Genomic DNA, 14,536 nt, shown 5'->3' on the forward strand with positions numbered 1-14,536 from the left:
CAGTCTAATCAAAACTTAGGGTAGGAAATAAATCTTAATGCGCTCACATAAACACACCCCAACCTTTATTAAGCTTTCGCTTACCAGCCTAATTGCATTTGTTTTAACCGCTTGTTCAGGTACAGACCAACTTGATCAAATCAGTAAAAATGAGCTTATTACAGAAAGAGTGAGCCAAACCCAGATTAACCAAAAAACACTCAAGCTACCCGGTTATCAATTACATTATGTGTCCAACACCTCCCCTGACACGAATAACGAAACCAAAGATAGCTTGGTATTTGTACATGGCACACCGGGAGGTTGGGGGACCTTCTCTCGCTATTTTGAAGATGAAACCCTACTTAGCGCCTTTACAATCAACTCAATTGATCGTCCTGGTTGGGGTGAATCAAGCTTTCCAGGCAAGCGTTTCCCTACTAGTTTAAGCAGCCAGTCGGCCCTTTTAGGCCCTTTGTTAGAACAAATATGGCGTGATAACAATCAAGAGAAGCTTATTTTAGTCGGTCACTCTTTAGGGGGCTCCTTAGTGCCAAAGCTCGCTGCTGACTACCCTCACTTTGTTAAAGCGATTGTTGTGCTTGCGGGTGACTTAGACCCTGTGATGGCAAGAGCAAGATGGTTTAACAATCTACTTTCTTTTATCCCTAACTTTATGATTCCTGACACTTGGTATAACTCCAATGCTGAGGTTTTAGATATCGCTCCTAGCTTAGCCAACTTGCAATCTCAATTCGCAAAAATTACCATGCCCATCACTATAGTACAGGGCACGGAAGACGGTTTAGTACGTCCAGGCAGTGCAGCCATGGCAGAAAAAATATTCCCAAAAGCCAAGCTCAGCACAGTTTGGCTTGAAGGCGCTGGACATATAATTAATATGACTCACCAAGAGGATGTTAATGCCGCCATTTTTAATATTGCCGGTAAACCAATGCCAACGTCCTTACTTTAACCAAAGTTTTAACAGGATTAAAAATGAGTCACGCTTACGAAGCATTTGACAGTATTTATCAAAGAGCAGCCCAACGACATCAGGGTGAAGCCGCACTAGAAACCTTATTAGATAAGCCTTTAAGCCAAGAAGCACTTGCAGCGATTGGAGACGATCGCTGGCTTGCCGCTATGACTCAGAAGATCTTTCAGTCGGGTATTAGCTGGCAAGTTGTGCGTAATAAATGGCCAAATTTTGAAGCGGCATTTTTTGGTTTTGATATCGAAAAAATGCTGCTAATCAGTGACGAAATGTGGGAAGAAAAAGCCAGAGACGCTAGCATCATTCGTAATTTCACCAAGGTTATGACCATCAGAGAAAATGCTTTAATGATGCATGAAGCCAGCCTAAATCACGGTAGCTTCTCACATATGATAGCAAATTGGCCAAGTTCAGACATTATCGGTTTATGGGCATATCTTAAAAAAGAAGGAAAACGTCTGGGTGGTAACACAGGCCCTTATTCATTGCGTATTATGGGTAAAGATACCTTTATACTAAGCCGTGATGTGGAAGGTTATCTTAGAAATAGAGAGATTATTACCACTGGACGCGACACCCAAGCGGCTTGGCGTGCAGCTCAAGATGCCTTCAACCATTGGCAGCAAGAGAGCCAGCGTCCAATGACTCAAATCAGCCAGATTATTGCCTACAGTGTTAATCACTAGAGCCCGTAACTTTTAAGAGAGCTAGCACTTTCAATAAGAGCATGTTCAATTTAATCATGCTCTTATTCTGCTTCCATATAAATACGTTATCGACACCCTACTCTGGATTTGTACAATAAAGCAGATAACGTTTTTTAGATTCACCTCTCACCTCACAGCCAAATCGTTTAATCTTAGATGCCATAGACTTCTTAGCTAAAACCACAAAGCTAGGACGCTTAAGCTTAGAACGATACGAAGTAAAACTTTCTACCTGACTTACCGCTTTCCCATTAGAGTAAAACTGGGCCGAGAATGGACGCTTTCCTAAATAAACGAGGTCACTCTTATTGGCTTCTTGCTGTTTACTCCAAACTTGCATCAAGCCTTTTTCTGATTGCTTTGATGTCCAGCCATTGCTTATCGCAAAAATTAATACAGATAATAAAATTGGTGTAAATAACGCCAGTTTAAAGACATGTTCTGAGATATTTTGCCTTTCATGATAAGCCATAATTAATAAGGCAATTGCCGGTAATATTGGCATCAAATAACTGTGTAAAATATTGCCAGCAAAACTAAATAAAATCAGTGGGGCTAACACCCAGCACCATAAGAAACTGATGTAACCATTATTTGAGGATTGAGTCTCCTTACCTTGCTTAAATAAGCGCACAACCTGATAGACTAATATTGGTGTCCAAGGCAGCATAACCACCAGCCAATACAGCCAAATAGTACCACGAGTTTGCTTATGAGCGGTTCCATAAAGGTCACCGCTCCAACCACTCACCATATAACGTTTAAAGTGCTCCCCAACAATAAAGTAATTTAAAAAACCAGGGCTCTCATACTCAGCAATAATGTACCAAGGTAAACTGATAACAAGCATGAATAAACTGCCAGTAACCCAAGGTAAAGCTTGATATAACCTGCGCCAATGGTTGCCAAATAACACCCACAAAAAGATGCTCATACCCACGAGAACAAGTGCTAAAGGCCCTTTTGATAACAAACCGATAGCTAGACCGATAAAAAATGCATAACCCCATAAGCGAGATTTTAATTGCCAGGCTTGCCAAAAACTCACCATACTTAAGGTAATAGCAAAGGTTAAAGCTGTATCTGTCATCACTGCGCCAGAGTACAAACTAAAGGCCGAAGTAGAAGCAAGAATCAATATCGCAAGGTAAGCCGTTTCAGTTTTTTGATGAACACTTTTTGCTAATTTAAAAACCAATACAATTACAAGCAAGGAGACTAGAAAATGCGGTACACGAGCAGCAAACTCGGTCACACCTAAGGTTGAAAAGCCCAATGCGCTGAGCCAACTAAACAAAGGAGGTTTACCCCAAAATGGAATATCATAATCAAACATAGGGGTTATCCAGTTCCCCGTTTCAAACATGATACGTGCCATTTCCCCATACCTAGCTTCAGTTGTATCCATCAAAGGGTACAAACCAAGGCTTAAAAACCTAACCAATAAACACAATGCCAATAAGACGATGGCTTTTTGCTGCAAACTAAAACGATCTGTCTGTTTTAAAGAAGTTGATCCAGATTTCATTACTGACATGAAAGCTCACCCTCAACTTGCTTGGTCTTTTGCTGCTTATTATGCTCCATTAATAGATATACAGGCCTTTGTTTGGCTTCGATAAAAAGCCTGCCTATGTACTCACCTAATAAACCAATGGATAAAAGTTGTACGCTGCCTAAGAAGAGAATGACGGTAATCAAAGAAGGGTAGCCTGCTACCGGCTCCCCAAACATGAGGGTTTTCACCAAGATAACAATCAGCATGGTCAAAGCACACAATGAGGTAATCACACCTGCAACCGTCGCGATCCTTAAAGGCTTAATACTGAAAGAAGACACGCCTTCAAAGGCAAGATCTAATAACTTTAAGAAATTCCATTTGGTCTCCCCCGCAAGTCTTGGGTCACGGTCAAACTGCAAACAGGTGCGCTTAAAACCAGGCCAAGCAAACAAACCTTTCATGAAGCGTGTTTTTTCAGGTAGGGCATTAATTTCGTCCACTACCCTGCGATCTAATAAGCGAAAATCCCCCACATTTTCAGGAATAGGAATTTCACTTAAATAACTCATCAACTTATAAAACAAGGCAGCACTTTGACGCTTAAACCAGCTTTCACCGTGACGTACGCGTCGCTGCATATCTACCACATCAAAACCTTGTTTCCAGCTCTCTAGCATTTGTATTATTAATTCTGGTGGGTCTTGTAAGTCAGCATCAATTAAAATAACTGCTTTGCCTTGGCTAGCCTTAAGTCCAGCAGTCATTGCCGCTTCTTTACCAAAGTTACGGCTCAAACTTAGGGTTTGAATTTGATGATGTTGACTCTTAAGTTGGCTCACTAACTGCCAGCTAGCATCATTGCTGCCATCATCCACATAAACAATTTCACATTGCTGGCCTATCTCATCTAATACTTTAATCAACCTTTGATGACACAGTAATAACACTGCTTCTTCGTTATAAAAAGGTACAATAATAGACACCAAAATATCGGGTTCGAAATTGTGGATGTTTAACTTAGGAATCTTATTTGATAACGCAATGATGGACATAACTGACGCCTTAACTTAATTGAAGCATCAGCATAAAGAGGATGATGTCAGCAAAAGGTCAGTGACATTTTTTTGACAAGCTTAAGGTTACCTTAAGGTGTAAGTAGTAATCTTCTGAAACCCCTCTATTTTGAATACCTTAAGAGTAAGCTAGATTGAATTTATTATTGATTGAAGATCACAAAGACATCGCGGCTGTTATTTTTGAATACTTTGAAATTAAGGGATATGACCTTGATTACGCAAATAATGGCATACAAGGTTACGACCTAGCCTGTCAAAACCATTATGACTTGATTATCTTAGATATCATGTTGCCTAGAATGAATGGCCTCGCTGTATGCCAAAAGCTGAGAGAACAAGGCATCACAACCCCCATTATTATGCTCACCGCACGTGATACACGCGAAGACATGTTAGTTGGCTTTGATCAAGGGGCTGATGATTACCTTGTTAAACCTTTTGATTTAGAAATCCTAGAAGCCCGAATTACAGCCCTATGTCGTCGTCAAAAAGGCATGATTGCCACTAAAAAGCTTGAATTCGAAGAGCTGACGCTGCATATCAATAACCATACTGTAGAAAGAAATGGCTGTCGCTTCCCTCTCAACCCAACCCTATTTAATTTACTAAAAATACTCATGCTAAGAGCACCCGAAGTTGTCAGTAAAGATGAGATTTCTGCACTTATTTGGCAAGAAAATGAACCAGAGAAAGACATACTACGAAGTCATGTGTATCAACTTAGAAGTTTAATAGACAAACCTTTTAAGCACGCTTATATCAAAACTGTGCCAAAACTTGGCTATCAGCTTATTTCCAATGCTCAATAGGTAATCTTATTTTGAATTTTAATAACATACGCTCAGCCAAACAGCTTACCTTCGTTTATTTTGCTGGGCTGGCGTTTGCTATCATAGTGTTTCACTTCTCATTGTTTAATTCGACACTAGAAGACTTAGAAGAGTTAAACGCAAAAAACCGCTTAAACAAAGACTTACAGCTTGCCTTGCCTGCCTTAGGTCTAGGTACAAAAAACTTGACGGTTTCCCCCTATAGCTCTGTGTTTGTTGGGCTTGAATCCCTGCCTGAGAATGTCAGTTTACCAGACCCATTAGAACTCAATACCTTGTATGAAATCGATGATTATGACTCTCGATATTACGACTTCTTCATAATGAAAACCACACGCCAAGTCATGGGCAAAATGCAAGATATTTACCTGCTGCATTATGATGACGTCTATGAGTTAAGCGAAGAACAAATGTTCCAAACTCAATATAAACAAATGTTGTTTTCGTTAATCCTGTTAGGCATAAGTTTATTTATCATTTTGAAGGTTTCGGATCGACTGACCTCCCCTTTATCTAAGCTTTCTAAAGAATTAAAACAGCGCTCGGTTAACCACTTTGAGCCCTTAAGTTTACCTGACGGCGGTGCAACTAAAGAAATTTGGCAATTAACCAGCCGCATCAATGAATACCAAGAAAAGATTAAACGATTAGTGGAAAGGGAAAGAGCCTTTACTCGCTATGCTAGCCACGAGTTACGTAGCCCTCTCATGGTAATGAAAGGTGCGATTTCCTTATTAGGGCATTCAAAAGAACCTGAATTTGTTGAGCGACAAAGGTTAAGGCTAGACACCTCGACCCAAGAGATGGATCTTTTTGTCACCACATTACTATCTCTCACAAGGGAAGAAAAAATCGAAGCACCAAAAGCCTATGAACTGAAAGAAAGTTGTATTGAAACTATCATTAAAACCCATCAGCATTTATTAGAAGATAAGCCCGTTAATTACCTAATTCAGAGCAAATCGCCCTGCATGATCAAAGTACCCGAAAGTATTATTCAAATCCTAGTTGGCAATATGATAAAGAATGCCTTTTCTTGTACATTTGAAGGAAGTATCAGAATAGAACTAGATCAAAACAGCATTAGTGTCATAGATACAGGCATAGGGTTAAAAGATAAACCAGAGCAGGCAGATGGCTTTGGACTAGGCTTGTTAATTGTCAAAGATATTTGCCAAAAATATGGTTGGCACTTTAGCTTGATAGACAACCCAAATAAAGGCTGTACTGCCTGTATTCATTTTGATTAAAGACATACCGCGTTATTAGGTCTATAGGCAGCTCTAGGACTAAAAACCTTTTAGAGCTGCCTCACGGGAATCTTTACGTGAACGAGACTGGATAAGAATTTCCCGTTTTTGAATCTGTGTCGCTCTATTCCATAACAATATTTCAGTCAGTGATCGAAAACATCCCAAGCAAATCTCAGCATTATCTAAACAACAATTACGTACACAAGGCGAAGAGATATCATCAACTAGATCATCCCCTTTCTCCACGTCTAAATGGCCAGACATAAACATCTCTCTTACACTTTTCATCTATTCCTTAAGTCTAGGCCGATTTAATCAAAGCGTTAGCCAAACTTTCTTTATCGAATTATAGAGTGTCACTTGAGAGAACATCATTTAGAAATCTCATAACTTCTTTGATACGCGCGACTTTTCGTAAATCTGGGTGCGTTAACACCCATAGCTGATTCTCGTTACCTTGTTCATAAGTAAAGAGTCTCTCTAATCCAGGTTGGGTAAGATCATCTGGCAATATAGCAATACCTAGGCCACTACAAGCCATTGATGACATAGCGACCAGATCATCCGTTCTTTGCTGAATAGCAAATGAGTGAGATTGATCCAATTCAAGAAATACTTTGTGGCTTCTTAATGAACCAGCAGCCCCAATAAGACTATGCTGTTCTAGGTCCTCAATTTGCTTTAGTTGGCCAAATTTATCAAGATAGTTTTGACTCGCATATGCCCCCCACTTAATACGCCGTACTTCACGCCCCACAAGGTGTTCTGGTGGTTTTGATGTCACTCGAATGGCAATGTCTGCATGTCGGTTAGTCATATTTAGCTCTAAATTTGTGACTAATAACTCAATATGAATATCAGGGTATTTTTCGTTAAATTGCGCAATGTAATTGGGTAAAATATGATAAGAAAAACTGCTTGGTGCCGTGATTCTCACAACCCCTTTTAGCTGAGTATCCATACCAACAATATCACGCTCAATATCTTCAAATGAATGGGTAATATGTTGCGCCCTAACAAGCATATTCTCACCGAGCTCTGTTAGTTCATAATTACCATTTAAACGTTCAAATAGTCGGCCAACCTCTTCTTCAAAATCATTCAAACGTCGATAGATAGTCGAATGGCTCATACCCAAAGATGTAGCCGCCGCCACTAAGTTTCTACTGTGAGCCACAGCTGTAAAAATTTTTATGGCATTCCAATCCATAAAACGCCCTCGTCAAAAATGAAAAAATACTTGTCATATTTACAAATTGTTTTCATTTTTGCAAACCCCTATGATTTTAACTCTTGATTACGAAGCAGCCAAAAAGTCTTTTTGGTAAAGATTAAAAGGAAGAGGAACCAGGTTCATGATTGCTTATACAACCGTTGGAACAAATGATTTATCCCGCTCGGCATCATTTTATGATGTGCTATTTGAATTACTTGGCGCGGCAAGGGCAATGCAAGAAAGCGACTTTATTGCTTGGGCAACAGCACCTAACACTCCCATGTTTTCGATTCATACGCCTGCAGATTTAAAAGAAGCAAGTGTAGGTAATGGCGTCATGATAGCACTGGCGGCAAAAGACAAAACGCAGGTCATCGCCATACATAAGCAAGCATTAAAACTAGGCGCTAAAAACGAAGGAGATCCGGGTTTTCGTGGCGATACTGGTTTTTATGCCGCTTATTTTCGTGACTTAGATGGTAATAAATTAAATATCCATTGCATGACTTAAGACTATCCCGTTCTGCTTAGAAAAAGGAAGCAGAACGGCCTTTTAAAAAAGTTAAAGGCACTAAATTATGACTCAACAAAATTTTCATCTCATCGGCCATCAAATTTGCCCTTATGTACAAAGGGTCGTTATTCTCATGATAGAAAAACAAATCCCCTATCTAAGAACCGATATTGATTTAGACAAAAAACCAGACTGGCTTTCTAAACTTTCCCCGGTCAAAAAAGTACCCATTTTAGTCATAAACGAGAAACAGATACTCTTTGAATCAGATGTTATTTGCCAATACCTTGATACTGTTTCACCTAATTCACTCTATCCAAAAAATACATTTTTAAAAGCTAGCCATTGTGCTTGGATCGCATTCGCGACTGATATTTTAAACCTAGTTGCAAAACTGATTTACCAAGATAAAAGCCTCAACGAGGTAAATAAAACCTTAGTAAGTATTGAGAACAAATTAACAATCATAGAATCAAGACTTTCAGATAATGACGGCTTTTTTGAGGATGGCTTTTATATGGTAGATGCTGTTTTCGCAACCATTTTCAGATACTTCCATGTGCTCGGTTTACTCACAAACTCAAACTTATTTTGTGGTCTTCCAAGAATACTAAAATGGCACAATGGACTTGCTAAACGTCAATCCATCCAAGATGCAGTGCCCATGAATTACGACGAGTTATTGCTAAATTTCATCAAAAAGCAAAATACTTATATTACAGGATAATACATTTAACATAACGCTTAAGAATGCTTTAACAAAAGTCTTTTATAATTAGCATCATCCCCTGATTAATAACAAGATTACCGACTGAGGATTACATCATGCTAAAAACATTCGCTACTCTAGGACTATCTCTTTCATGTTTTGCTGCATCTAGCCTTGCTCAAGCTGATTGGCAGTTAGAAAATGATAAAAGCCAACTTAGCTTTGTTTCCATTAAAAAAGGCAGTGTTGCAGAAGTACACCACTTTAAAACGTTATCAGGTACGATTTCCGATCAAGGAGCTTTAAGTATTGATATCGACCTAGCGTCTGCAGAGACTATGATCCCTATTCGTAACGAGCGACTTACTAAATTTGTATTTGAAACACTAAACTACCCTAGTGCAGTTCTGACAGCAGACCTAAGTAATCAGCTTTCGAATATAGATGAAGAAAGTATACATATCATAAAAGGGATTGAGGCCGAGCTAGATTTTCATGGCCAAAAGAAAGCATTAAAAATTGATGTCCTAGTAACCCGTTTGGAAAATGACGACTTAACCGTTTCATCATTACAGCCAGTTATCATCAATAGTAAAGATTTTGAAGTCACCCAAGGCATCAAAAAACTACAAGAACTGGCCAAACTGCCTTCAATTGCAACCGCTGTACCAGTGACTTTTACACTTACCTTTTCTGAAGACTAATTAGCCATAAAGGTAAAGCTCAAACGATAAAACATGGCAGCTCTCATTATGGGAACTGCCATTTTTAATCTTTAGCTGCTCTTAATCAGGCACTAGGAAGCTGCGATTAAGTCGCCTCTTCTCAGTCTGCTCTTTTAAGGTATATGGGAAAAGCCTCAAACAAGACGCCACTATGTGCTTGATGAATAGAAAGTCAGTGTAGGTATTATCTAAAAACACTAAAGGCGTGACCTAAAAGTCTTACCTTTATGTTGCGGCGCTTACCAATAGCACAAGGATTAAGTTTCACGTCTCGCCATCAATCTAAGTACTTTTATTCACAAACAGAAGCGGGAGGTCTTATTCGCAGCGTCCCTAGGTTATAAAACCTTTTCGTAGTAATTAGTTGTATGACAGCCAATACTCTGACTGCCATACCTATCTTTACTTTTCTTGGTGATTTGGACTTAACCATCCAATCAATGTTATTTGTATGAAATTAAATAATCTTAAAATTTTCTATTTCGTAATTAACCAAACACTAACAAGAAGACCGGTAACGCCAACTAAACGATTCATATCAATAGGTTTAATAGAAGCACCAAACCAGCCAAAATGATCTAATATTATTGAGACAAAGAATTGTGATGATACGACTACAACAAAAGCGGTTGATAATCCTAAACGCGGTACCGTATAGCCAATTGTACCAGCAATCACCAACCCTAAGATGCCTGCACTAAAAGCGTACCATGGCACCTTACCCCAGCTTTTATCAATATCACCTTGAAATATCAGTAACAATATACAGGCAACTACTGCACCACTAATATAATTAACAAACATACTTCCACTCGTACCGACACTACGATCCATAATACCCATAAACTGCCCTTGTAGAGCGACAGCAAATCCACCGAAAGCTGCAATAACAACCAAACTTATAGTATTGTTCAAAACTAATTTCCCTTTTGTTTAACTTAAAAACATTCCTACTTACTAGGAGCTTTTAAAGCATATAATTGTACAAACACTACGTAAAACGTTATGTTTTGATAACTTGGTTCAAAATATTTCACCCTAAGAATAGATTTTATTATGCTTTCTAAATCTTCATTTCAACTCATAGATACTATTGCCAGAACAGGAAGTTTTAGTGCAGCAGCAAAAGAGCTTCACAAAGTACCATCTGCAATTAGTCATACAGTAAAACAACTTGAATTAGAACTAGGTGTAACACTGTTCCAACGTCATCACAGAAGCATCACACTTACACCAGCGGGAAGACATTTCACCGAAGAAGCTCGCAACATGCTAATAAAAATGGAGAGAATAAAGCAGGAAACCCAGAGAGTTGCTAATGGCTGGCAACCTGCTTTATCTATTGCAATAGACGTTATCGTTTGCACTGATCGTATAAACGAAATGATTGCTGATTTTTATCATAATTTTAATAATGTTGAGCTCATCATACGGATGGAGGTATTTAACGGAGTATGGGAATCACTCGGTTCTGGACGTAGTGATATTGCTATAGGAGCTACCACTGCGGTACCTATTAGCGGAAATTTTCAATATACAGATATGGGCTCTATTAATTGGGCATTTGTAGTTGGTAAAAACCACCCTTTAGCGGTTACTGAGCATAAGCTTCAAGCCTCAGAATTATCTGTTTATCCTTCAATTTGTCTTGAGGACAGTTCCAGAGAGATTATTCAAAGAACGACTTGGTTACTTGCGAATCAACGTCGCTTAGTTGTACCAGGTTGGCAACAAGCCATTAAGTGCGCAGCTTTAAATTTAGGAATAGGTTATATTCCAAAGCACTTAATACGAACTTATCTAGAATCAGGAGAGCTAATTGAGAAACACTTAATTGATACCAAACAGCCTAGCCCTTGTTGCCTAGCTTGGAGAACTGACAACAAATCACCAGCACTTCAATGGATACTCAGTTACCTAGGCAACTCAGAAAAGCTACATAGAGAATGGATTCAATAATGACAACTTTCTAACAAAGCCGTCATTTAAACTAGATAAGTGCCAGCTATAAAACCTTTTCGTAGCACTGCTCCAGCTGCAATTGGCCCCAAAGTTCATGCTCAATCTCCTGAGTGATGGTAAAACCGTACTTTAAGTAAATAGCAGTAGAAGCCTCTAGGCCTTTTACTGTCCAGAGCACCACTTTTTGATATTCCTGCTCAACACAAAAAGATAAAGCTTTATCCATAAGTTGTTTACCAAGCCCTTTTCCTCGTGCTTCAGGTTTTATCGAGAACCAACGTAGTTGTGCTTGAGTGTTAGATAACTCACAAATACAAATAAAGCCCAACAACTTACCATCTAATTTCGCTAACCAAATACGCTCTCTAGGGCTTTTACGTTTCACAAATTGCGCAAGAGGTTCAGCAACATAAGCTTCAAAGGTTGCGTCATAACCATACTCTTTGCCATATAAAACACCGTGCTGCTTCACTATCTCGCCTAGGTCTCCTATTTCCATAGTGTTGGTGATTTGCATACATTAATCCTTAAAAATGGTGATTTTAGATAACGGTATAAAAAATAAGTGCCTAATGTCTATAAAGAAATATTAAATCTAACTTTACAATATCACGAAACATACCATACAGTATGGTATGTTTGATTTTATATATGTAGGAAAAGAAGCATGACAGCAGTTAAAAATGAGAATTTACAAGACTCGAAAAACATAAAAACAGTTAAAAATCTTTATAAAGCATTGAAATCAGCAGATATTGAAACCCTAAATTCAATGATGGTAAACCTTCCCGTATGGGACGTTTCTCCAGGCTTTCCTGAAGGAAAGGTCTATTATGGTTTATCTGAAATTTTAGGTGTGTTTTACAAAAATCTTCGACAAGGCCTTTACCAATTTTCCGCACTCACTGATAGGTTTATTGATGGGGAGAATAGCGTTGTTGTATTGGGTCATTACCAAGTTAAACAGTCGGAGTCCTCACCGTTAAAGCAAGTTCGCTTCAGCCATACATGGGATATTGATAAGCAAGGAAAGATTCTTGGCGTGTGGCAAGTTGCTGATTCTGCTCAATTTTCATCCTTGAATTAGCTACTAACTAAGGCGGTTATTCACTTTTTACCAAAGTAGCCGTCGAAAGCCTCTATGGGGCTTATTTGCTTTCACTCTTGCGCTAAGTGGATTGAAAAATAATCGAATATCTCAAAGCGATTCTTTTCTTATCAGACAATTTATAAATCAATAAAAGTTTTATGTAAAACTCTGGAAAGAAGACTTTTTAACTAGCAACAAACCCTGTATCTTCCTGCTAGTTAACAAGACAAGAAGCGAGCCATTAAAATGGAAAAAACATGCATTGTTACGGGCGGAAGCTCAGGAATAGGTCTTAGCGTTGTTAAGCTTTTTTTAGCGAATAATTATCGAGTTTTCAACCTTGATATGCAGCCAAGTGAGTTTGGAGAATTCTGTTCATGCGATATCACCAATCTCGAACAAGTCGCTAAAATTATTGATGGCATCACTCAACACCATAATGTTGATACATTAGTGTCGAATGCTGGCATACATTTCTCAGCAACAATAGAAGATACCAGCGAAGAAGAGCTTGATAAGATTTTTAGCATCAATGTAAAAGGTGCTTATGCAGCTATGAAAGCTGTCATACCTAATATGAAACAGAATCAGAGTGGTTCAATTATTTTAATCTCTTCTGAACAAGCATTAGTGGGTAAACCTAATTCTTTTGCTTACAGTTTAACCAAAACAGCGCTCGCTTCGATGGCCAAAACAACGGCTCTTGATTATGCCCCGTTTAACATTCGGGCCAATGCAGTTTGTCCAGGTACAATCGAAACGCCGCTTTATCACAAAGCAATCGATAATTACTGCGAGAAATCTGGCGCAAATAAAGAAGAAATACATCAAGAAGAAGCTAAGCTGCAACCTCTAGGTCGTTTAGGTCAGCCGGAAGAAGTTGCAGAGCTTGTCCTATTCTTAGCCTCTGATAAAGCAACATTTATTACAGGTAGCCTACAGGTAATCGATGGCGGCTACACGACTCAATAACACTATATTAACCTGATTAAATTCAACTGATTGAGCAAATGAAATGAAGCAAATTATTGACCCTCATTTACATTTTTTTGAACTGACCCAAGGCCATTATCAATGGTTAAAGGAAGAGGAAGCGCCCTTTTGGCCAGATAAAGCCAAACTGCGTCACAACTTTCACGAGAAGTCCCTCTTGCTCGATCAAGATGTTGAGTTAGCAGGTTTTGTTCATATCGAAGCTGGCTTTGATAATGCAAAGCCTTGGCGAGAAATTGACTGGCTAGAATCTAGTTGCTCTCTGCCCTTTAGAACGGTTGCTGGCATTGATTTAACCCTTGAAAAAGATGCATTTATTGCACAAGTTCAACAACTTAAAAGTTATCAATCCATAGTCGGTTGTAGGCATATATTAGATGATGAAGCCTTTGAACTGCTTTCTCAAAAAAGTGTGCAAGACAACCTAGCCTACCTTGCTGAGAGCCAATTAAGTTTTGACCTACAAATGTCACTTAGTGATAAAGCCGCTGTTAGTTTATTACTAGAGATACTTGCAAGCTTGCCCACACTCAGATTGATTATTAATCACGCGGGTTGGCCACCCTTCACTTCGGATGCATCATTTGATACAGAAGATGTGTTATTTAAGAAAAAGTGGCAAGAGTGGCAAACAGGCCTCATTGCTTTTAGTAAGTTAGAACAGTGCGCTATTAAATGTTCGGGCTGGGAAATGGCAGCAAGGGACTATCAAGAATCTTGGCAGTTTTGGGTCATCGCTGAATGCATAAAAGCATTTGGAGATAAACGGGTGATGCTGGCCAGTAACTTTCCTTTAGTGCTCTTTTCTAAAGAATACAGTGAACTATGGCAAAGCTACTTAAACATTGGCTTAAAGGACAAATCCGCTTTAACTAGGGAACAAGCCTTAACATTGAACGAAGAACATATCACAGCATTAACCTGCTCTAATGCAGCTTACTGGTACAAACTCAAGGTTAAGCCTATTTAAGCCTAACCTTGAGT

At 38.9% G+C, this 14,536-nt stretch carries 17 protein-coding genes; 11 read left to right on the forward strand and 6 right to left on the reverse strand.

Features of this window, described 5'->3' with window-relative positions; all coding sequences use genetic code 11:
- Nucleotides 1-37: 37 nt before the first annotated feature.
- The gene (locus Q0A08_RS07335) at nt 38-955 is read left to right on the forward strand and encodes an alpha/beta fold hydrolase (RefSeq protein WP_438465856.1); all 918 of its coding nucleotides are present in this window, start codon (nt 38-40) and stop codon (nt 953-955) included.
- A gap of 23 nt (nt 956-978) precedes the next feature.
- Nucleotides 979-1,662: a DNA-3-methyladenine glycosylase I gene (locus tag Q0A08_RS07340; protein WP_438465858.1), complete on the forward strand. Its 684-nt coding sequence runs from the start codon at nt 979-981 to the stop codon at nt 1,660-1,662.
- 97 nt (nt 1,663-1,759) lie between these two features.
- On the opposite strand, the gene Q0A08_RS07345 is transcribed toward Q0A08_RS07340, so the two are convergent.
- Both Q0A08_RS07345 and Q0A08_RS07350 read right to left on the reverse strand, forming a co-directional pair.
- Nucleotides 1,760-3,220 carry an ArnT family glycosyltransferase gene (locus tag Q0A08_RS07345; protein WP_438465860.1) on the reverse strand — a complete coding sequence of 487 codons (1,461 nt, stop codon included), beginning with the start codon at nt 3,218-3,220 and terminating at the stop codon, nt 1,760-1,762.
- Nucleotides 3,211-4,236, reverse strand: a complete 1,026-nt coding sequence (locus Q0A08_RS07350; protein WP_438465862.1) for a glycosyltransferase family 2 protein — start codon at nt 4,234-4,236, stop codon at nt 3,211-3,213. Before Q0A08_RS07350 ends, Q0A08_RS07345 begins: the two co-directional genes overlap by 10 nt.
- A gap of 155 nt (nt 4,237-4,391) precedes the next feature.
- Between Q0A08_RS07350 and Q0A08_RS07355 the strand changes: the two genes are divergently transcribed.
- Together Q0A08_RS07355 and Q0A08_RS07360 are read left to right on the forward strand one after the other, a co-directional pair.
- Nucleotides 4,392-5,069 (forward strand): response regulator transcription factor, encoded by a 678-nt coding sequence (locus Q0A08_RS07355; RefSeq protein ID WP_438465864.1) that lies wholly within the window; start codon nt 4,392-4,394, stop codon nt 5,067-5,069.
- Between the two features lie 11 nt (nt 5,070-5,080).
- Nucleotides 5,081-6,340 carry a sensor histidine kinase gene (locus Q0A08_RS07360; protein WP_438465866.1) on the forward strand — a complete coding sequence of 420 codons (1,260 nt, stop codon included), beginning with the start codon at nt 5,081-5,083 and terminating at the stop codon, nt 6,338-6,340.
- Nucleotides 6,341-6,379: 39 nt separating this feature from the next.
- On the opposite strand, the gene Q0A08_RS07365 is transcribed toward Q0A08_RS07360, so the two are convergent.
- A complete protein-coding gene (locus Q0A08_RS07365) occupies nt 6,380-6,607 on the reverse strand; it encodes a DUF1289 domain-containing protein (protein ID WP_438465868.1) in 228 nt (75 codons plus the stop codon).
- Between the two features lie 82 nt (nt 6,608-6,689).
- Nucleotides 6,690-7,553, reverse strand: a complete 864-nt coding sequence (locus Q0A08_RS07370; protein WP_438465870.1) for a LysR family transcriptional regulator — start codon at nt 7,551-7,553, stop codon at nt 6,690-6,692.
- Nucleotides 7,554-7,698: 145 nt separating this feature from the next.
- On the opposite strand from Q0A08_RS07370, the gene Q0A08_RS07375 reads away from it, so the two are divergent.
- The 3 genes from Q0A08_RS07375 (at nt 7,699) to Q0A08_RS07385 (ending at nt 9,486) form a co-directional block, all read left to right on the forward strand.
- Complete coding sequence (locus Q0A08_RS07375; RefSeq protein WP_438465872.1) at nt 7,699-8,070, forward strand: VOC family protein; 372 nt, start codon at nt 7,699-7,701, stop codon at nt 8,068-8,070.
- A gap of 67 nt (nt 8,071-8,137) precedes the next feature.
- Nucleotides 8,138-8,800 (forward strand): glutathione S-transferase family protein, encoded by a 663-nt coding sequence (locus Q0A08_RS07380; RefSeq protein WP_438465874.1) that lies wholly within the window; start codon nt 8,138-8,140, stop codon nt 8,798-8,800.
- A gap of 98 nt (nt 8,801-8,898) precedes the next feature.
- Nucleotides 8,899-9,486 (forward strand): YceI family protein, encoded by a 588-nt coding sequence (locus Q0A08_RS07385; RefSeq protein ID WP_438465875.1) that lies wholly within the window; start codon nt 8,899-8,901, stop codon nt 9,484-9,486.
- Between the two features lie 498 nt (nt 9,487-9,984).
- Here Q0A08_RS07385 and Q0A08_RS07390 read toward each other — a convergent pair whose 3' ends face one another.
- Nucleotides 9,985-10,422 (reverse strand): DMT family transporter, encoded by a 438-nt coding sequence (locus tag Q0A08_RS07390; protein WP_438465877.1) that lies wholly within the window; start codon nt 10,420-10,422, stop codon nt 9,985-9,987.
- A gap of 141 nt (nt 10,423-10,563) precedes the next feature.
- On the opposite strand from Q0A08_RS07390, the gene punR reads away from it, so the two are divergent.
- Nucleotides 10,564-11,466, forward strand: a complete 903-nt coding sequence (gene punR / locus Q0A08_RS07395; RefSeq protein WP_438465879.1) for a DNA-binding transcriptional activator PunR — start codon at nt 10,564-10,566, stop codon at nt 11,464-11,466.
- 46 nt (nt 11,467-11,512) lie between these two features.
- Here punR and Q0A08_RS07400 read toward each other — a convergent pair whose 3' ends face one another.
- On the reverse strand, nt 11,513-11,986 hold the full coding sequence (locus Q0A08_RS07400) for a GNAT family N-acetyltransferase (RefSeq protein WP_438465881.1): 474 nt from the start codon (nt 11,984-11,986) through the stop codon (nt 11,513-11,515).
- 150 nt (nt 11,987-12,136) lie between these two features.
- Between Q0A08_RS07400 and Q0A08_RS07405 the strand changes: the two genes are divergently transcribed.
- From Q0A08_RS07405 to Q0A08_RS07415, 3 genes are all read left to right on the forward strand, one after another.
- Entirely contained in the window at nt 12,137-12,556 is a 420-nt protein-coding gene (locus Q0A08_RS07405; RefSeq protein WP_438465883.1) for a nuclear transport factor 2 family protein, read from the forward strand.
- Between the two features lie 249 nt (nt 12,557-12,805).
- Nucleotides 12,806-13,531: an SDR family NAD(P)-dependent oxidoreductase gene (locus tag Q0A08_RS07410; RefSeq protein ID WP_438465884.1), complete on the forward strand. Its 726-nt coding sequence runs from the start codon at nt 12,806-12,808 to the stop codon at nt 13,529-13,531.
- A gap of 43 nt (nt 13,532-13,574) precedes the next feature.
- A complete protein-coding gene (locus tag Q0A08_RS07415) occupies nt 13,575-14,522 on the forward strand; it encodes an amidohydrolase family protein (protein WP_438465886.1) in 948 nt (315 codons plus the stop codon).
- Nucleotides 14,523-14,536 lie beyond the last annotated feature (14 nt).

The organism is Marinomonas sp. PE14-40 (assembly GCF_051623805.1).
Taxonomy (GTDB): domain Bacteria; phylum Pseudomonadota; class Gammaproteobacteria; order Pseudomonadales; family Marinomonadaceae; genus Marinomonas.